16 protein-coding genes and 1 pseudogene are annotated in these 18255 nt (G+C 72.2%); 9 read left to right on the top strand and 8 right to left on the bottom strand.

All coding sequences use genetic code 11. The features are described 5' to 3' along the window. The 4 genes from tal to pgl all read left to right on the top strand — a co-directional run. Positions 1-1022: transaldolase (gene tal, locus RIN80_RS20530; protein WP_309097087.1), on the top strand; the 1022-nt coding region annotated here is incomplete at its 5' end. Between the two features lie 4 nt (positions 1023-1026). Further along, positions 1027-2550 carry a glucose-6-phosphate dehydrogenase gene (zwf, locus tag RIN80_RS20525; protein ID WP_309097086.1) on the top strand — a complete coding sequence of 508 codons (1524 nt, stop codon included), beginning with the start codon at positions 1027-1029 and terminating at the stop codon, positions 2548-2550. Beyond that, a complete protein-coding gene (gene opcA, locus RIN80_RS20520; RefSeq protein WP_309097085.1) occupies positions 2547-3629 on the top strand; it encodes a glucose-6-phosphate dehydrogenase assembly protein OpcA in 1083 nt (360 codons plus the stop codon). The genes zwf and opcA overlap by 4 nt, the downstream gene beginning before the upstream one ends. After that, the gene (gene pgl, locus RIN80_RS20515) at positions 3626-4411 is read left to right on the top strand and encodes a 6-phosphogluconolactonase (RefSeq protein ID WP_309097084.1); all 786 of its coding nucleotides are present in this window, start codon (positions 3626-3628) and stop codon (positions 4409-4411) included. The genes opcA and pgl overlap by 4 nt, the downstream gene beginning before the upstream one ends. 85 nt (positions 4412-4496) lie before the next feature. Here the strand turns inward: pgl and RIN80_RS20510 are convergent, their stop codons facing one another. After that, positions 4497-5078 carry a TetR/AcrR family transcriptional regulator gene (locus RIN80_RS20510; RefSeq protein ID WP_309097083.1) on the bottom strand — a complete coding sequence of 194 codons (582 nt, stop codon included), beginning with the start codon at positions 5076-5078 and terminating at the stop codon, positions 4497-4499. 134 nt (positions 5079-5212) lie between these two features. Between RIN80_RS20510 and RIN80_RS20505 the strand changes: the two genes are divergently transcribed. Together RIN80_RS20505 and RIN80_RS20500 are read left to right on the top strand one after the other, a co-directional pair. Beyond that, on the top strand, positions 5213-5653 hold the full coding sequence (locus RIN80_RS20505) for a nuclear transport factor 2 family protein (protein WP_309097082.1): 441 nt from the start codon (positions 5213-5215) through the stop codon (positions 5651-5653). Further along, a complete protein-coding gene (locus RIN80_RS20500; RefSeq protein WP_309097081.1) occupies positions 5650-6495 on the top strand; it encodes an NAD(P)H-binding protein in 846 nt (281 codons plus the stop codon). Before RIN80_RS20505 ends, RIN80_RS20500 begins: the two co-directional genes overlap by 4 nt. A gap of 17 nt (positions 6496-6512) precedes the next feature. Here RIN80_RS20500 and RIN80_RS20495 read toward each other — a convergent pair whose 3' ends face one another. From RIN80_RS20495 to RIN80_RS20475, 5 genes are all read right to left on the bottom strand, one after another. After that, a complete protein-coding gene (locus RIN80_RS20495; RefSeq protein WP_309097080.1) occupies positions 6513-7352 on the bottom strand; it encodes a carbohydrate ABC transporter permease in 840 nt (279 codons plus the stop codon). After that, positions 7349-8713 carry an ABC transporter permease subunit gene (locus RIN80_RS20490; protein WP_309097079.1) on the bottom strand — a complete coding sequence of 455 codons (1365 nt, stop codon included), beginning with the start codon at positions 8711-8713 and terminating at the stop codon, positions 7349-7351. The genes RIN80_RS20495 and RIN80_RS20490 overlap by 4 nt, the downstream gene beginning before the upstream one ends. Before the next feature lie 6 nt (positions 8714-8719). Further along, positions 8720-10045, bottom strand: coding sequence for an ABC transporter substrate-binding protein (locus RIN80_RS20485; RefSeq protein WP_309097078.1), 1326 nt, complete (start codon positions 10043-10045; stop codon positions 8720-8722). Between the two features lie 37 nt (positions 10046-10082). Continuing rightward, positions 10083-11705 carry a glycoside hydrolase family 13 protein gene (locus RIN80_RS20480; RefSeq protein WP_309097077.1) on the bottom strand — a complete coding sequence of 541 codons (1623 nt, stop codon included), beginning with the start codon at positions 11703-11705 and terminating at the stop codon, positions 10083-10085. 135 nt (positions 11706-11840) lie between these two features. After that, on the bottom strand, positions 11841-13112 hold the full coding sequence (locus RIN80_RS20475; protein WP_309097076.1) for an ABC transporter substrate-binding protein: 1272 nt from the start codon (positions 13110-13112) through the stop codon (positions 11841-11843). A gap of 121 nt (positions 13113-13233) precedes the next feature. On the opposite strand from RIN80_RS20475, the gene RIN80_RS20470 reads away from it, so the two are divergent. The 3 genes from RIN80_RS20470 to RIN80_RS20460 are packed head-to-tail and all read left to right on the top strand — an operon-like array spanning position 13234 to position 16823. Further along, positions 13234-13749: a PadR family transcriptional regulator gene (locus RIN80_RS20470; protein ID WP_309097075.1), complete on the top strand. Its 516-nt coding sequence runs from the start codon at positions 13234-13236 to the stop codon at positions 13747-13749. Beyond that, entirely contained in the window at positions 13746-14501 is a 756-nt protein-coding gene (locus RIN80_RS20465; protein WP_309097074.1) for an ABC transporter ATP-binding protein, read from the top strand. Before RIN80_RS20470 ends, RIN80_RS20465 begins: the two co-directional genes overlap by 4 nt. A 39-nt stretch (positions 14502-14540) precedes the next feature. Beyond that, positions 14541-16823 (top strand): ABC transporter permease, encoded by a 2283-nt coding sequence (locus tag RIN80_RS20460; RefSeq protein ID WP_309097073.1) that lies wholly within the window; start codon positions 14541-14543, stop codon positions 16821-16823. Positions 16824-16852: 29 nt separating this feature from the next. Here the strand turns inward: RIN80_RS20460 and RIN80_RS20455 are convergent, their stop codons facing one another. After that, a complete protein-coding gene (locus RIN80_RS20455; RefSeq protein ID WP_309097072.1) occupies positions 16853-17746 on the bottom strand; it encodes a hypothetical protein in 894 nt (297 codons plus the stop codon). Between the two features lie 113 nt (positions 17747-17859). Beyond that, positions 17860-18255 (bottom strand): annotated as a pseudogene (locus tag RIN80_RS20450) (glucose-6-phosphate isomerase); the annotation flags it as partial.

Genomic DNA, 18255 nt, shown 5'->3' with positions numbered 1-18255 from the left:
TGATCGACCAGCAGCACGTCGTGGGCGTCACCACCAACCCCTCGATCTTCCAGAAGGCGATCTCGCAGGGCGACGGCTACGACACGCAGCTGACCGACCTGGCCGCCCGCGAGGTCACCGTCGAAGAGGCCATCCGCATGATCACCACGGCGGACGTCCGCGACGCCGCCGACGTGCTGCGCCCCGTCTTCGACGCCACCGGCGGCCAGGACGGCCGGGTCTCGATCGAGGTCGACCCCCGCCTGGCGCACAACACGCGGGCCACCGTCGCCGAGGCCAAGCAGCTCGCGTGGCTGGTGGACCGGCCCAACACGCTCATCAAGATCCCGGCGACCGAGGCCGGCATCCCGGCCATCGCCGAGACCATCGGCCTGGGCATCAGCGTCAACGTCACGCTGATCTTCTCGCTGGAGCGCTACCGCAAGGTCATGGACGCGTTCCTGACCGGCCTGGAGAAGGCCAAGGAGCGCGGCCTGGACCTGTCGCAGATCCACTCCGTGGCGTCGTTCTTCGTCTCCCGCGTGGACACCGAGATCGACAAGCGGATCGACGCGCTGGGCACCGACGAGGCCAAGGCGCTGCGCGGCAAGGCCGCCGTCGCCAACGCCCGGCTCGCCTACCAGGCGTACGAGGAGGTCTTCTCCTCGGACCGCTGGGCCGCGCTGGAGAAGGCGGGTGCCAACAAGCAGCGTCCGCTGTGGGCGTCGACCGGCGTGAAGGACAAGGCGTACAGCGACACCATGTACGTCACCGAGCTGGTCGCGCCGAACACGGTGAACACCATGCCGGAGGCGACCCTGTTCGCCACCGAGGACCACGGCGAGATCACGGGCGACACCGTGGCCGGCACGTACGAGCAGGCCCGCGCCGACCTCGACGCGGTCGAGCGGCTGGGGATCAAGTACGACGAGGTCGTCCAGCTGCTGGAGAAGGAGGGCGTCGAGAAGTTCGAGGGCGCCTGGAACGACCTGCTGAAGTCGACCGAGGCCGAGCTGAAGCGCCTCGCCCCCTCGGAGGGCTGAACAGGTGTCGAGCAGCAATCCGCTGCGTGACCCGGCGGACCGACGGCTCCCGCGTATCGCGGGGCCGTCGGGCCTGGTCATCTTCGGCGTCACGGGTGACCTGTCACGCAAGAAGCTGATGCCGGCCGTGTACGACCTGGCCAACCGGGGTCTGCTGCCGCCGGGCTTCTCGCTGGTGGGCTTCGCCCGCCGTGAGTGGGCGCACGAGGACTTCGCGCAGGAGGTGCACGACGCGGTCAAGGAGCACGCGCGCACGCCCTTCCGCGAGGAGGTCTGGCAGCAGCTCATCCAGGGCATGCGCTTCGTGCAGGGCACGTTCGACGACGACGACGCGTTCGAGCGGCTGCGCTCGACGATCGAGGAGCTGGACAAGGCCCAGGGCACGGGCGGCAACTTCGCCTTCTACCTCTCGGTGCCGCCGAAGTCCTTCCCGGTGGTCATCCAGCAGCTGAAGAAGCACGGGCTGGCGGACCAGACCGGTGGTTCGTGGCGTCGCGCGGTGATCGAGAAGCCGTTCGGCCACAACCTGAAGTCGGCCGAGGAACTCAACAAGGTCGTCCACGAGGTCTTCGCCCCGGAGCAGGTCTTCCGCATCGACCACTACCTGGGCAAGGAGACCGTCCAGAACATCCTGGCGCTGCGCTTCGCGAACACGATGTTCGAGCCGATCTGGAACCGGTCGTTCGTGGACCACGTGCAGATCACCATGGCCGAGGACATCGGCATCGGCGGCCGGGCCGGCTACTACGACGGCATCGGCGCCGCCCGTGACGTCATCCAGAACCACCTGCTGCAGCTGATGGCCCTGACCGCGATGGAGGAGCCCGCCTCCTTCGACGCGGACGCGCTGGCCGCCGAGAAGACCAAGGTGCTCGGCGCGGTGCGGCTGCCGCAGGACCTGGGCCGCGACACCGTGCGCGCCCAGTACGCGGCCGGCTGGCAGGGCGGCACGAAGGTGCGCGGTTACCTGGAGGAGGACGGCATCGACGCCTCCTCGAAGACCGACACCTACGCCGCGATCAAGCTGGAGATCGACAACCGCCGCTGGGCGGGCGTCCCCTTCTACCTGCGCACCGGCAAGCGGCTGGGCCGCCGGGTGACGGAGATCGCGGTCGTCTTCCAGCGGGCGCCGCACTCCCCCTTCGACTCCACCGCCACCGAGGAGCTCGGTTCCAACGCGATCGTCATCCGCGTCCAGCCGGACGAGGGCGTGACGGTCCGCTTCGGCTCGAAGGTGCCGGGCACGTCGATGGAGATCCGGGACGTGTCGATGGACTTCGCGTACGGCGAGTCCTTCACGGAGTCCAGCCCCGAGGCGTACGAGCGTCTCATCCTGGACGTCCTGCTCGGTGACTCGAACCTCTTCCCGCGCACCGAGGAGGTCGAGCTGTCCTGGAAGATCCTCGACCCGATCGAGGAGTACTGGGACACCAACGGCAAGCCCGCCCAGTACCCGGCCGGTACCTGGGGGCCCGTCGAGGCGGACGAAATGCTCGAGCGACACGGACGGAGCTGGCGCCGGCCATGAAGATAGACCTGACCGACACCACGGCCAGCAAGATCAACAAGGCGCTGGTGCAGGGCCGCCGGGCGATCGGCACCCCGGCGGTCGGCATGGTGCTCACGCTGGTCATCGTGACGGACGAGGAGAACGCCTACGACGCGCTGAAGGCCGCGAGCGACGCCTCGCGCGAGCACCCCTCACGCACGCTGGTGGTCATCAAGCGCGTCTCCCGCTCGCCCCGCGACCGTACGCAGTCCCGCCTGGACGCGGAGGTCCGGGTGGGCGCGGACGCGGGCACCGGCGAGACGGTGGTGCTGCGGCTGTACGGCGAGGTCGTCGACCACGCCCAGTCGGTGGTGCTGCCGCTGCTGCTGCCGGACGCCCCGGTGGTGGTGTGGTGGCCGGTGAACGCGCCGCTCGACCCGGCGAAGGACCCCCTGGGCGCCCTCGCCCAGCGCCGCGTCACCGACACCTACGCCTCCGAGCAGCCGGTGCGGGACCTCGCCACCCGGTCGGAGACCTACACTCCCGGCGACACGGACCTGTCGTGGACCCGCATCACGCCCTGGCGTTCCATGCTGGCGGCGGCGCTGGACCAGGTCGCCTGCGAGGTCAGGGCCGTCGAGGTGGAGGGCGAGGAGTTCAATCCGAGCTGCGAGCTGCTGGCGATGTGGCTCGCGGACCGGCTGGACGTCCCCGTGAAGCGCTCCCTGTCCGGCGGCCCGGGTCTGACGGCGGTCCGCATGGACACCAACTGCGGCCCGATCCACCTGGACCGCGCCGACGGCTCCCTGGCGACCCTCTCCATCGAGGGCCAGCCCGACCGTGCGGTGGCGCTCAAGCGCCGGGACACGGCCGAGCTGATCGCGGAGGAGCTGCGGCGGCTGGACCCGGACGACACCTACGCGTCGGCCCTGCGGTACGGGGTGGACCGGCTGAAGGCCGCGGGCCCGGTGCCCAAAAGTGACGGGCGGGCCCGACTCGCCCTCCCCTCTCCCGTCGAGGCGGCTGCGAAAGCTCCCGCTGCGGAAGCGACGGCGCAGGCACCGGTGAAGCAGGAGCCGCCCACGCCGGAGCCGGTCCGGAAGGCGGAGGCGAAGTGAGTACGGCACCGCAGCTGGTCGTCCACCGGGACAAGGAGCTGATGGCGCAGGCCGCGGCGGCCCGGCTGATCACCAGGATCGTGGACGCGCAGGCCTCCCGGGGCTCGGCGTCCGTGGTCCTGACGGGCGGCCGCAACGGCAACGGCCTGCTGGCCGCGCTGGCGGCGGCGCCCGCGCGGGACGCGGTCGACTGGTCCCGGCTGGACCTGTGGTGGGGCGACGAGCGCTTCCTGCCCGAGGGCGACCCGGACCGCAACGTCACGCAGGCCCGCGCCGCGCTGCTGGACGCGGTACCGCTCGATCCCCAGCGTGTGCACGCGATGCCCGCGTCGGACGGGCCGCACGGCGACGACGTGGACGCGGCGGCCGCCGCGTACGCGGAGGAACTGGCGGCGGCGGCCGGCCCGGAGAACCACGGGCCCGTCCCCGCGTTCGACGTGCTGATGCTGGGCGTCGGTCCGGACACGCATGTCGCGTCGCTGTTCCCGGAGCTGCCGGCGGTCCGGGAGACCGACCGCACGGTGGTCGGTGTGCACGGCGCGCCCAAGCCGCCACCGACGCGGGTGACGCTGACGCTGCCGGCGATCCGTGCCGCCCGTGAGGTCTGGCTCCTCGCGGCCGGTGCGGACAAGGCGCAGGCGGCGGCGATCGCGCTGTCGGGGGCGGGCGAGGTGCAGGCACCGGCGGCGGGCGCGTACGGCCGGTCCCGGACGCTGTGGCTGCTGGACGCGGCGGCGGCTTCGCAGCTGCCGCGAGGTCTGTATCCGCCGGCGTCGGCCTGACCGTCGCGAAGGCCGACCGGCCTGTTCACCGGAGCGGCCGGACCCCCTGGAGACAGGGGGGCCGGCCGCTCCGGTGTTCCCGGGCTCAGTCGCCGGCCAGCACGCGTGCGGTGTACCCGGCCAGATCCCTCCGGAGCCGCTCACGCGTCACGTGCTCCCGGTCGGTGAGGTGGTCGACGAGGTCCGCGCGGACCGCCGCCAGCAGCGCGTGGGCGGTGAAGCCGGCGTCGGTGAGTCCGGGGAGCTGTTCCAGGACGTCCCGGAGTGTGCCGTGCCACCAGTCGTAGTGGGCGGCGCGGTAGGGGCTGTCGCTTCCCGTGCCCTCCAGGGCGAGGGACAGGTGCCGGTGGTCGAGCTTGAAGCACAGCAGGGCGTCGAGCAGGGCCGGGACGCGTTCGGCGGGGGGCGTCGTGGGCCCGAGCGGGTGAGGGCCCTCGGCGACGGCGTGGCGGATCGGTTCGAGCCGGGACTCGTAGAGCGCGCGGATCAGGCCCGTGCGGTCGCCGAACCCCCGGAAGAGGGTGCCCTTGCCGACGCCGGCCGCTGCGGCGATGTCGGCCATGGTGACGTCCTCGGGGCTCGCGCACGTGGCGAAGAGCCGGTCGGCCGCCGCCAGGACGGTCTCACGGTTGCGCAGGGCGTCCGCGCGGGGCTTGCGTTCGGGCACGGGGTGTCTCCGTCTCCTTCGACCCGGTAAACGGACCCCGGGTCCGCATCTTGCACAACCGGACCGCGGGTCCGTATTCTCTTAAGCGGACCAGCGGTCCGTATCGTAGCGGAGGGATACCCATGACTTCATCCATGACTGCATCCACCTCACCGGCCACCTCACCGGCCGACCTGTTCCGGGAGAGCCTGCGGCTGCTGCTCGACAAGGACATCGACGGCTGGGTCGCGCTCTGGCACGACGAGGGCGTGATGGAGTTTCCGTTCGCCCCCGACGGGTGGCCGAGGCGGCTGGAGGGCAAGGCGGCCGTCCAGGACTACATACGGGACTATCCCGCCCACATCGACCTGCACGCCTTCCCCGACCTGACGATCCACCGCACCGAGGACCCCGCGACCGTCGTGGTCGAGATGCGCGCGGTGGGACGGCTGGTCGCGAGCGGGGCCCCGTACGACATGACGTACATCGCCGTGGTGACGGTCGCCGACGGCCGTTTCACCCGCTACCGCGACTACTGGAACCCGCTCGCGATCCCCCAGGACGGCACGGCCGACTTCGCGGGGAGCGCCCGGTGAGCGCCGCCACCCTCGTCATCGGGGCCACCGGCACGACCGGTGGGCGCGTGGCCCGGCAGCTCTCCGCGCGGGGGCGACGGGTGCGGGCCGCGAGCCGCCGCGCGACCCCCGTCGCCGGTACCGAGCCGGTCCGTTTCGACTGGTACGACCCCGGAACGTTCGAGGAGGCGCTGCGGGACGTGGACCGGGTCTATCTGGTCCCGCCGGTCGGGGACCCCGACCCGGCCGCCGTCATGCTGCCGTTCCTGGAACAGGCCCGCGCGCGCGGCGTGGGCCGGGCCGTGCTGCTCGGTTCCTCGGCGATCCCCTCCGGAGGCCCGGCGGTCGGGCAGGTGCAGCGGGCCCTGCCCGGCCTGTTCGGGACATGGGCGGTCCTGCGGCCCTCGTGGTTCATGCAGAACCTCACCGGCGACCACGAGCACGCCCGCACCATCCGCGAGCACGGGACGATGTGGACCGCCACGGGCGAGGGGCGGGTGGCCTTCGTGGACGCCGACGACATCGCCGCCGTCGCCGTGCACGCGCTGACCGCCGACCGGGACGCGGGCGGCGATCTGGTCATCACCGGCCCCGAGGCGCTGAGTTACGACGACGCCGCCGCCGTCGTCAGCGAGGTCACGGGACGCCCCGTGACCCACTCGCGGCTGACCGTCGAGGAGCTGCGCGACCGGCTGGCGCGGTTCCTCCCGCCGGAGTTCGCGGCGGTCCTCGCCGAGTTGGACCGGGCCATCGCCGAAGGGGCCGAGGACCGCGTCACCGACACGGTGGAACGCCTCACCGGCCGCCCACCGCGCACCCTGCGCGCCCATGTGGAGCGCGCCATGGCGGCGGTGGACGGCTAGCGGACCGAGGTGGCGGGCTACTTCACCGAGCCCGCCATCACGCCCTGCACGAAGTGCTTCTGGAACGCGAAGAACACCACCACCGGGACGATCAGGGACAGGAACGCCCCGGGTGCCAGCACGTCGATGTTGCTGCCGAACTGGCGTATCTGCGACTGCAGTTCCACGGTCAGCGGCTGCGCGGAGCTGTCGGCGAACAGCAGCGCCACCAGCATGTCGTTCCAGACCCACAGGAACTGGAAGATGGCCAGGGAGGCGATCGCCGGGCGGCCGACGGGCAGGACCAGGCGGGTGAAGATGCGCCACTCGCTGCCACCGTCCATCCGCGCCGCCTCCAGCATCTCCTTCGGCATCTCGGCGAAGTAGTTGCGCAGGAGGAACACCGCGAACGGCAGGCCGTAGGCGACGTGGAAGAGGACGACTCCGGGGATCGTGCCGAACAGGCCGAGCTGCCCGAAGAGCTTGGCGACCGGCAGCAGGCCGATCTGCACGGGCACGACCAGCAGGGCGACCACGACCAGGAAGACCGTGTCCCGCCCGGGGAAGTCCAGCCACGCGAAGGCGTAACCGGCGAGCGCCGCCACGACCACGACCAGCACCGTCGTCGGCACCGAGATCAGCACCGTGTTCCAGAACGCCTGGGTGATGCCGGCGTTCTCCAGCAGCGCCGAGTAGTTGTCGAAGGACAGCTGCCCCGGGCTGGAGAACACCGTCCACCAGCCGCCCTTCGCCGTGTCCTCGGCGGATCGCAGGGAGGACAGGAACAGTCCGGCCAGCGGGGTCATCCACACCAGCCCCACGACCACGAGGAAGGCCTGGACGACTCCGTTGCCCAGGGAACGCCGCACCGCGTTCATCGCTGACTCCTTCGGAAACGGCGGACGTTGAACACCATGGCCGGGACGACCAGCAGCAGGAGCAGCACACCGAGCGCGCTGCCGAGCCCCTGGTTGTTGCCACCGCCGAACGACACCAGCCACATCTGCGTCGCGAGCACGGTCGCGTCCTCCTGCACGGGCCCGGGCGCGATGATGTAGACGAGGTCGAAGACCTTCATCACGTTGATGACGAGGGTGACGAAGACGACCGTGAGGACCGGGGCCAGCAGCGGCACCGTGATGCGGCGGAAGATCTGCCACTCGTTGGCGCCGTCCATCCGCGCCGCCTCCAGCGCGTCCCGGGGCAGCGTCGACAGGCCCGCCCCGATCAGCACCATCGCGAAGCCGGTCCAGATCCACAGGTAGGCGCCGATGATCGCCGGGGTGACCAGCGCGGGGCCGAGCCAGGAGACGCCCTCGTAGGGCGCGGCGAAGTTGGACGCCGGCAGTTTCACCGCGTACGAGCCCGGTGCCAGGCCCTCGAAGCGGAAGGAGCCGTCGGCGGTGGTCGTCGCCGTGGCGACCCGCTCGCCGTCGCGGACCGCCTCGACCTTCATCCCGGGCAGTCCGCTCTCCCGCGCGTCGACCTTGCCCTGCTCCCCTCCCCCGCCGGGGGTGAAGTCCAGGTAGACGACACCGCGCAGTTCGTCGGCCGCGGCCTTCTGCCCCGCCGCCCCGGAGGCGGGCCGGGCGTCGCCGGGCAGGTCGCCGGGCTGTACACCGACCAGGCCCAGCGTCACCGCGTCCCCGGGCGAGACGGCCGCACTGCGGTACGAACCGTCCTTCTCCTTCGTCAGGCCCTGACCGTCACGTGCCCGGGCCGTCGGGTAGGAGGACTGCTCCTTGAACGCGTCGTGGACCGAGACGACCGCCGCGTTCAGCACGCCCTTGTCGGGGTCCTCGTCGTAGGCGAGCCGGAAGATGATGCCGGCGGCGAGGAAGGAGACCGCCATCGGCATGAAGAGGAGCAGTTTGAAGGCGGTGGCCCAGCGGACCTTCTCCACCAGCACGGCCAGGATCAGGCCGAGCCCGGTGAGCAGGGCCGGGGCCACGACGACCCAGATGGCCGTGTTGCGCACGGCCTTGAGGGTCGCCGGGTCGCGGAACATCTCGGTGTAGTTCTCGCCGCCGACGAAGGTCGTCCCGGAGGCGTCGAAGAAGCTCCGGCCGACGCTGAACAGCACGGGGTAGACGACGAGCGCGCCGAGCAGCAGCAACGCCGGGAAGGCGAACAGCAGGGCGATGATCCTGCCGCGCCGCCGCAGGCGCCGGGCGCGGTCGGCGACCGGGCCGGGCGGCGGCGGCGTCGGGCTCGCCTCTTTCACGAGGGTGGCTGTCATGGCGTATCAGTCCTGGTACGCCTTGGCCGCCGCGGCCTCCAGCTTCGCCGCGGTGCCCTTCGGGTCGGACGGGTCGCGCAGGAAGTCCTGCAGCAGCTTCCACTCGCCGGTGCCCTTGGTGCCGCCGAAGGCCGCCGGGGCCTGGTCGGACATGTCGAAGCGGACGGAGTCGCCGGCGTCGACCAGGGACTTGGCGGTGGCGCGGGTGACGTCGTCGCCGTAGGAGGCGAGGTCGAGCTTCTTGTTCGGGGACAGGAAGCCGCCGGCCTCGGCCCACACCGCGGAGGCCTCCGGGGTGGCCAGGTACTCCAGGAGGGCCTGGGCGGCCTTCTGGTTCTTGCCGTCCTTGAGGACGACGGCGGCGTCACCGCCGCTGACGACCGGGGCCTCGCCGCCGCCGACCGCCGGGAAGGGGAAGAAGTTCGCGTCCTCGCCGACCTTCTTGCCGAACTGGTCCTTGGCCACACCGGCGACGAAGTCGCCCTCGTAGACCATGCCCGCCTCGGGCTCCGGCCCGAAGACCTTCTCCACCGAGCCGGGGAAGTCGGTGTTCAGGGCGCCCTTCTGGCCGCCGGCGATCAGCTGCTTGTCCTTGAAGAGCTTGCCGAGCGTGGTGAGGGCGTCGACGACGGAGGAGTCGGTCCACTTCAGCTCGTGGGCGGCGAGGGCGTCGTACTTCTCGGGCCCGGCCTGGGAGAGGTAGATGTTCTCGAACCAGTCGGTGAGCGTCCATCCGTCCTGACCGGCGACGGAGAACGCGGCGAGCCCGGAGTCGGAGACGGTCTGCCCGGCCTTCAGCATCTCGTCGTAGGTCTTCGGGGGCTTCACGCCGGCCTGGGCGAGGGCGTCGGGGCTGTACCAGACGGTCGACTTGTGGGCGGCCTTGAAGTACAGGCCGTACAGGGTGCCGTCGACGCTGCCGTACTCCTTCCACACGGGGGCGTAGCCGGCGTCGACGGACTGCTCGGTCTTCTTCGACAGCGGCTTGAGCCAGCCCTGCTGCGCGAACTGCTTGAGCACACCGACCTGCGGGACCATCACGACGTCGGGGGCGTTGCCGCCCTCGATCTTGCTGCCGACGACGGTGGAGACGTTGTCGCCGGTGGAGACGAACTGCGTCTTGGCGCCGGTCTTCTCGGTGAAGGCGTCCAGCACCTTCTGGAAGTTCTTCTGCTCGGTGCCGGACCAGACGCCGGCCACGGTGACCGTCTGGCCGTCGAGGGACTTGTCGCCGCCGCCGGCCGCGACGGGGCCGCCGCCGCAGGCGGTCGCGCCGAGTGCCAGGACCAGGGCGGTGCAGCCGGTGAGCAGGGGGGTACGTCGTCGCATCATCGTTGATGTCCCTTCGGGGAGTTGACTTGCGGGGCGGTCAGGAACGGATCCACCAGGCGGCCGTGGAGCCGGAGAGGACTCCGGGCGGGCAGGGGCCGCTGGTGAGCAGGGGGGCGCCGGGGACCGGCGCGGGGGTGGGGGCGGTGCCGAAGTTGACGGCGCACACCAGGCCGTCGCCCCGCTCGAAGGCCAGGACCCCCGGCGGGGTGTCCAGCCAGCGCAGCGTGCCCTCGCCCAACTGGGGCAGGGCGGCGCGCAGTTGCAGGCCGTCCCGGTACAGGTGCCAGAAGGAGCGGGTGTCGGCGAGAGCGCGGTCGGTTGCGTACTCGGCGAAGTACTCCGGCTGCGGCAGCCACGGCTTGGCGCTCTCCACGCCCGGGGTGAAGCCGAACGGCGAGGCCTGGCCCGACCAGGGCAGCGGCACCCGGCAGCCGTCGCGGATGCGGGCCCTGCTGCCGGTGCGGCGGAAGATCGGGTCGGTGAGCACGTCGTCGGGCAGGTCCACGACCTCGGGCAGCCCGAGTTCCTCGCCCTGGTAGATGTAGGCGGCGCCGGGCAGCGCCAGCATCAGCAGGGCGGCGGCGCGGGCCCGGGCGGCGCCGAGGCCGCTGCCCTCGGTGGCGGGTTCGCCGTAGCGGGTGACGGTGCGGACCTGGTCGTGGTTGTTGAGGACCCAGGTGACCGTGGAACCGGTGCCGGCGATGTCCTGCATGGCCTCAGAGATGACCTTCCGGAAGGCGTCCGGGTCCCAGGGCGCGCTGAGCAGGTCGAAGAAGAAGGCCTGGTGCAGTTCGTCGGGGCGGACGTACTGGGCGTGCTCGCGGGCGGTGGGGACGGAGACCTCGCCGACGAGGAGGCGGTCGCGGCCGTCGCGCTCGGTGTACTCCTCGCATATGGAGCGCCAGCGGCGCCACACGTCGTGGACCTCGGGCTGGTTCCAGGCGAGCGGGTTGACCGAGTCGCGGGTGCGGGCGTCGGCCTCCGGGTCGTCGGAGTCGGGCAGCTCGGGGTGCTTGAAGAGGCCGGCGGCGACGTCGATGCGGAAGCCGTCGATGCCCCGGTCCAGCCAGAAGCGCAGGATGCGGTCGAACTCGGCGGCGATCTCGGGGTTGCGCCAGTTCCAGTCGGGCTGTTCGGGCGCGAACATGTGCAGGTACCACTGGCCGGGCCGGCCGTCGGGCTCGGTGACCCTGCTCCAGGCGGGGCCGCCGAACATGGAGTGCCAGTTGTTGGGCGGCTCGGACCCGTCGGGGCCTCGGCCGTCGGCGAAGTGGAAGCGGGCCCGGGCGGGGCTGCCGGGCGGGGCGGCGAGCGCCTCGCGGAACCAGGGGTGCTCGCTGGAGCAGTGGTTCGGGACGATGTCGAGCAGCACCTTGATGCCGAGCCGCCGCGCGGAGCCCATGAGCAGGTCGAACTCGCCGAGGTCGCCGAAGAGCGGGTCGACATCGCAGTAGTCCGCCACGTCGTAGCCGTGGTCGTGCTGCGGCGAGGGATAGAAGGGGCTCAGCCAGATCCCGTCGACGCCGAGCTTCCTCAGGTACGGAAGCCCGGCCCGGACCCCGGCGAGATCGCCGATGCCGTCACCGGTGCTGTCGAGGAAGCTGCGGACGTAGACCTGGTAGATGACCGCGTCCCGCCACCAGTGGTACTTACTCAGCATGCATGCATGTTAGGTAGCGGCGTCAGAAGGGTGTCAACGAAAAGAACAGAAGTGACCGGCCAGTTGGCGTGGCAAACAGGGACTTAATCGGACACACCGGAGTCAGTTGAAATGCCCCCGTTACCTAACGGGTAACTAGCGGTTGGAGATGACCGCCAGTTCACGCGCCAGCCGCCGCACCGCAGCCTCGGGCGTCTGCCGCCCGGCCATCGCGTCGTGCACGACCGCCTGCACCACCAGGCTCACCTGGTCGTAGTGCGGGCTCTTGGGGCGCGGCGCGGCGGACAGCACGCTCTGGCGCAGGGTCGGCAGGTACGGGAACCGGCGGATCAGCCCGGGGTCCTCGTACAGATCCGCCCGCACGGGTGGCAGCGCGCCGCGCGTGAGGACCTGGCGCTGGACGGGCTCACTGGTGAGGTACGCGATCAGGCGCGCGGCGGAGTCGGGGTGCCGGGCGTGTGCGCTGACGGCCAGGTTGGACCCGCCGAGCACACTGGTGCCCGGCCCGTCCGGCCCCGGCAGTGGTACGGCGCCGACCTCGCCGGCGACCTTCGAGCCGGGGGCGGAGGCGCCGACGTAGGCGTACGGCCAGTTCCGCAGGAAGAGCAGCCGGCCGTCCTGGAAGGCCTGCTTGGACTCCTCCTCCTTGTAGGTCAGGGCTTCCCTCGGGATCCAGCCCTCGCGCACGCCGCGCGCCAGGAAGCCGATGCCCTCACGGGCCGCCGCCGAGTCGACCGTGACGCGCTCGCCCTCGTCGCCGAGGATCGAGCCGCCCGCCGAGTAGACGGCCTCGGCCGCGTTGACGGTGAGGCCCTCGTAGGGCAGGAACTGCCCGGCGTACCCGTCGAGGCCGTGCTTCGGGGCGATGGTCCTGGCGTACCGCTCCAGCTCCGCCCAGGTGCGCGGCGGCTCGACGCCCTCCTCGGCGAGGACGTCCTTGCGGTACAGGAGCAGTCCGGCGTTGGTGACGTACGGGACGGCGTAGAGCTGTCCGTCGTAGGTCGCGGTGTCCACGACCGGCTGGAGGAAGGTCTTCAGCGGGAAGCGGTCCCGGGGAAGGGGCCTGATCCAGCCGGAGGCGGCGAACTCGGAGGTCCAGTTGACGTCGATGTTGAGCACGTCGAACCGGCTGCGCTCGCCGTCGCGCAGGTCGGTGGCCATCTGGGCCCGGGTCTCGTCGGCCGAGTCGGGCAGCTCGACGAGCGTGACCTGCTCGCCGGGGTGGGTGCGGTTCCAGCCCTCCAGCAGGGGGCCGAGATAGCCGGTGAGGTCCCCGGCGGTGGCCAGGGTGAGCGGCCCGCGGCCGCCCGCCGGCGGCTCGCCCGCCTGCGCTCCGGCGGCGACGTGACCGGTCAGGACCACGACGAGAACGAGAAGGCCCCTACCGGCGGCGTGGATCCACCGCATAGGTTCCTCCCTGTACACCGGCGACGGGCACCCTTGCCCGGAACAGAGGCCATGTATACCTGTTAGGTATGGGCGATACTAGGGCCTGGAGCACATTGGACCGGACAGGAGGACTGCACGCGTGCGCCTGCCCCTCCTGGCACTCCTCGCCCGCGGACCCGCCCACGGCTACGAGCTCAAGCAGGACCTTGAGCAACTGCTGGGCTCCGCGTACCCTCAGCCGAACGTCGGCCAGATCTATGTGACCCTCGGCCGCCTCGAGAAGTCGGGACTGATCGAGGGCGAGGACGTGGCGCAGTCCAGCCGGCCGAACAAGAAGGTCTACCACCTCACCGACGCCGGGCGGGAGGCGCTGCGCGCCTGGTTCGAGGAGCCCGAGGACGAGCCGCGGGTACGGGACGAGTTCTTCATGAAGCTGGCGCTCGCCCCGCAGACCGGCCTCGCCGACCAGATCGCCCTGATCAACCAGCAGCGGCGCCAGTACCTGAACACCATGCGGCAGATGTCGAAGCTGGCCGCCGCCGAAGACCGCGACAACCGCATCGCCCACCTGCTGATCGAGGGCGCGATGCTGCACCTGCAGGCCGACCTCGACTGGCTGGAGCGGTGCCAGGAAGAGCTGGAGGAGCTGGAGTGAGCGACGACCGTCCCGCTCCTGTGCTGCGCGCCGAGGGACTGGTGAAGACCCACCACGGCGAGGGCGCGCCCGCCCATGCCGTGCGCGGGGTCGACCTGTGCGTCCGGAAGGGCGAGTTCGTGGCGATCACCGGCCCGTCCGGCGCCGGCAAGTCGACGCTGCTGCACCTGCTCGGCGGGCTCCAGCGGCCGGACGCGGGCAGCATCTGGCTCGACGGCGAGCCGACCGACGCCTACAGCGAGGCCCGCTGGGCGGTGGAGCGCCGCAAGCGGATCGGGATCGTCTTCCAGTTCTTCAACCTCGTGTCGAACCTGTCCGTCGCGGACAACGTGGAACTGCCCGCCCTGCTGGCCGGGGTCGCGCCGAAGCGGGCCCGGGCCGAGCGGGAGCAGCTCCTGGCCGAGCTGGGCCTGACCGGCAAGGAGCGGAGCATGCCGGGCGAGCTGTCCGGCGGCGAGCAGCAGCGCGTGGCCCTCGCCCGCGCCCTGGTCAACCACCCGCCGCTGCTGCTGGCCGACGAGCCCGCGGGCAGCCTCGACAGCAAGGGCACCCGCGAGGTGATGCGGCTGCTGTCCCGCTTCCACCAGCGCGGCCAGACCATCCTCCTGGTCACGCACGACGCCCGGCTGGCCAGCGCCGCGGACCGGGTGATCAGCTTCTTCGACGGCCGCATCGCCGACGACGCGGCCCTCGACGGCGGCACCCCGCCGCGCCGGGCCGGCATATCCGGCGTGCTGGAGCTGAAGGACTGACATGCGCGGGTACGACGATCCCCGGAAGGGCTGACCCGTATGCGAGCCACCCTGCGCTGGGCCCACTCCGATCTGCGCACGCACCGCGGCGAGGCGCTGTTCCTCGTCCTGGCCACCGCGGGCATCGTCGCGTCCCTGCTGCTGGCCACGGCCCTGTTCGGGTACGCGACCAATCCCTGGCAGCGCGTCTTCACGCAGTCGCACGGCGCCCACGTGTGGCTGCACACCGACACCGCCGCCGACACCGGCGAGCTGGCCGCGCTGGACGGCGTCGACGAGGTGGCCGGGCCCTACCCCACCGCCGCCACCACCGTCTCCTCGCGCGGCAGCCGCGCCTTCGTCGAACTGCGCGCCACGGCGGAACGCCCGTCCGTCGGCCGCCCGCCCCTCGTCTCCGGCCACTGGCTGGACCCGGCCACCCCGAACGGCGTGGTCCTGGAGAGCCGCCTGGCGCGCGCCCTGCTGGCCCAGCCCGGCGACACCCTCACCGTGCCCGGCACCGCCCGCGAGCTGACCGTCGTCGGTGTCGCCGACAGCGCCGAGCCGCGCTACCGGCCCGGTGAGCAGCCGGGCCTGGTGTGGGCGCTGCCGCAGGCCGTGCCGGACCCCGGCGGCCAGGTGATCGGACTGCGCCTGACGGACCCCGACGACACGTCCTACCTCGTGCAGCGGGCCGTGACCGTGCTGGGCGCCGGGGCCATCGGCGAGGTCTCCACCTGGCAGCAGGCCCGGGCCGAGGCGCAGGGCGACAACCGGCTCCTCGGGCAGGTGCTTGGCCTGTTCGGGCTGGGCGCGCTGGTCGCCGCCGGACTCGCCGTGCACGGCGCGATCGGCACCCGCATCCGGGGCCATCTGCGCGACCTGTCGGTCCTGAAGGCGATCGGCTTCACCCCGGGCCAGGTGGTCCGCATCTTCCTGCTCCAGCACCTCGCCTACGCCCTGCTGGGCGCCGTGGCCGCCGCCGCGCTCGCCGAGGCCCTGGGCAGCCGGATCCCCGGGCGGCTCGGGGACGCGGTCGGCGTGTGGCAGGGCCTGCCCGGGCACACCGTGGCCCTGCTGGTGATCCCGGCCGGGGCGGTGCTGTTCATCGGCGCCACCACCGGGCTCGCCGCCTGGCGGGCCGGACGGGTGCCTCCGGTGCCGGTGCCACGGCCCGCCGCCACCCCGGGCGGGCGGCTGTCCGGCGTGGCGCGCCGGGCCCTCGGGGTGCGCGTGCCGCCCGCGCTGGTGCTGGGCTGGCACAAGGCGTTCACCCGCCGGCCCCGGTCCCTGGCCACCGTCGCCCGCCTCGCCCTGCCGCTGCTGCTGATCGTGGTGGCGATGAGCGCCTGGACCACCATCGACCGCTTCCACAGCGAGCCCGAGCAGATCGGTCTGCCCACCACGCTCAGCGTCCGCGCCGACGCCGGCCTGAGCGAGCGGCGGGCCCGCTCCCTGCTGGAACGCGACCCGCAGGTGGCCGCCGCCTACCCCGGCGTCGAGACGGCCGCGCTGGTCCCCGGCCAGACGGCGACCATCGCCCTGCGCGGCCTCGGCACCCACCAGGACCCCTACCCGTACACCCTCGCCGAGGGCCGTCCCGCCCGCGGCGCCGACGAGGCCGTGGCCGGGCAGGGGCTGCTCGACCTGCTCGACGTAAGGGTCGGCGACTGGGTGCGCATGACCGTCGGCGACCAGCCGCAGATCCTGCACATCGTCGGCCGCAGCATCGAGCCGGAGAACGCGGGCCGGGTCATCTCCACCTCCCTCGACACCCTCCGCGACAACGACCCCGGACTGCGCCCGACCCTCTACGAGCTGCGGCTGACCCCGGGGGCCGACCCCGGGGAGGTGGCCGACCGGCTGGCCACGGCCGGGCGCGGCCATCTCGACGTGCACACCGTGACCAACCCCGCCGACGGGCTCTCCCCCCTGCGCGCGGTGGTCGCCGGACTGATCGCCGTCCTGGCCCTCATCGGGCTGATCGAACTGCTCACCGCGATCGGCGGCACGGTCCGCGAGGGCGAGCGGGATCTGCTCGCCCTGAAGGCCATCGGCCTGTCCCCCCGGCAGATCACGGCGATCACCGTCACGGCCACCGGCTTCACGGCCCTCGCGGCCGTGCTCACCGCCACCGCCCTGGGCCTGCCGCTCGCCCACTGGCTGATCGACGCCCAGGGCCGGTCGAGCGGTATCGGCGCCGGGATCGCCCAGGGGCCGTCGGCGGTGCTGATGCTGCTGCTCGGGGCGGCCGCGGTGCTCTGCGCTGCGGCCCTGGCCGCCGTGCCCGCGGCCCGCGCGGCCCGTCGCCGCCTCGTGGACACGCTCAGCGCGGTGGCCTGACCGGGCCGCACCACCCGCGGACCAGCCGCTCAGCCGCCGTGGGGGTGATGCGGGTGCGTCGCGTACGGGTGGCCCTGCGGCTGCGGATACGGCGTCTGCGGCCGACCGTACGGGTGGTGGCCCCGCGGCGGCAGGTACGGGGCTCCCGCCGGGGCCGGGATCGGGAGCGGGGTCGTCGGGGCCAGGGTCGCCGGATGCGCTGTCAGCCTGATCCCGTACCGCCGCTTCAGCCGGCCCATCTCCAGCAGCGCGATCGCGGTGACCGTCACCGGGGCGCCCAGGATGAAGACGTACCCCAGGGTGAGTCTGAGCCCGTGCAGGTCCCCGGTGACCAGGTCCGGGACGGCCACCAGCCAACTGGTCACCGTGGCGAGCAGCGGCGGCAGGCAGCGGTGTGTGGCGGCCGTGCCGAAGAAGTTGCCGGAGACCCGCACGGCCCCGTACGCCGTGAAGACCAGCAGCCACATCATCGTCAGGCCCACCCCGATGATCACGACCGGGTTCGCCGACGCGTTCACCGTCCGCACCAGCAGCAGCAGTACGGCCACACACCCCACGAACAGCCCCAGCAGCGCGAGGGAGTTGAGCAGCGGCCGGCGCAACTGCCGCACCGTGCCGCCGCGCCGCCAGACCAAGAGCATCGCCCCGACCGTCAACGGTGTGAGGAAGAGCAGCACGACCGAGGCCGTCAGCGCGTTCTCCAGCAGTTCCGTGATGTCGAAGCCGCCCTCGACGAACGTGTAGACCCCCAGGGAGGCGACCGCCCCGGCGATGACCCGGAACCTCTTGAGCCGCTCCACGGACCGGTCGAGCGCCTCCGGGATCCAGGCCGGGTGGAACACCGCCCGGGCCGCGCGCTGCGGCTTCAGGACGGCCCCGGCCGTCAGCGTGCCGCCCGTCCAACTCCCGCGTGTGCGTGCCATATGGCGCTCCCCCGAGCACTCGGTGTCATGATCGCCGGGAGTCTACGGGACGCGGACGGCACGCCGCCGCCGCGTCCCCTGCCCGGCCTCCGGCCCCGGCGACCGGTGACCCCCTACCCCCGGCCGCGCAGCTCCCGGTAGGTCGCGACCAGCGCCTTGGTGGAGGCGTCCAGGCCCTCGACCTCGGCGCCCTCGGTCAACGCGGGCTCGACGCGCTTGGCGAGCACCTTGCCGAGTTCGACGCCCCACTGGTCGAAGGAGTCGATGTTCCACACCGCGCCCTGCACGAACACCTTGTGCTCGTAGAGGGCGACCAGCTGGCCGAGGACCGACGGCGTCAGCTCGGGCGCCAGGATCGTGGTCGTGGGGTGGTTGCCGCGGAACGTCTTGTGCGGCACCAGCTCCTCCGGCACCCCCTCGCCGCGCACCTCCTCCGGCGTCTTGCCGAAGGCGAGCGCCTGCGTCTGGGCGAAGAAGTTGGCCATGAGCAGGTCGTGCTGCGCCTTGAG

It is taken from the genome of Streptomyces sp. (assembly GCF_031181705.1).
Lineage (GTDB): Bacteria > Actinomycetota > Actinomycetes > Streptomycetales > Streptomycetaceae > Streptomyces.
The sequence above is the reverse complement of the archived record's forward strand: the minus strand, read 5'-3'. Positions and strand labels throughout refer to the sequence as shown.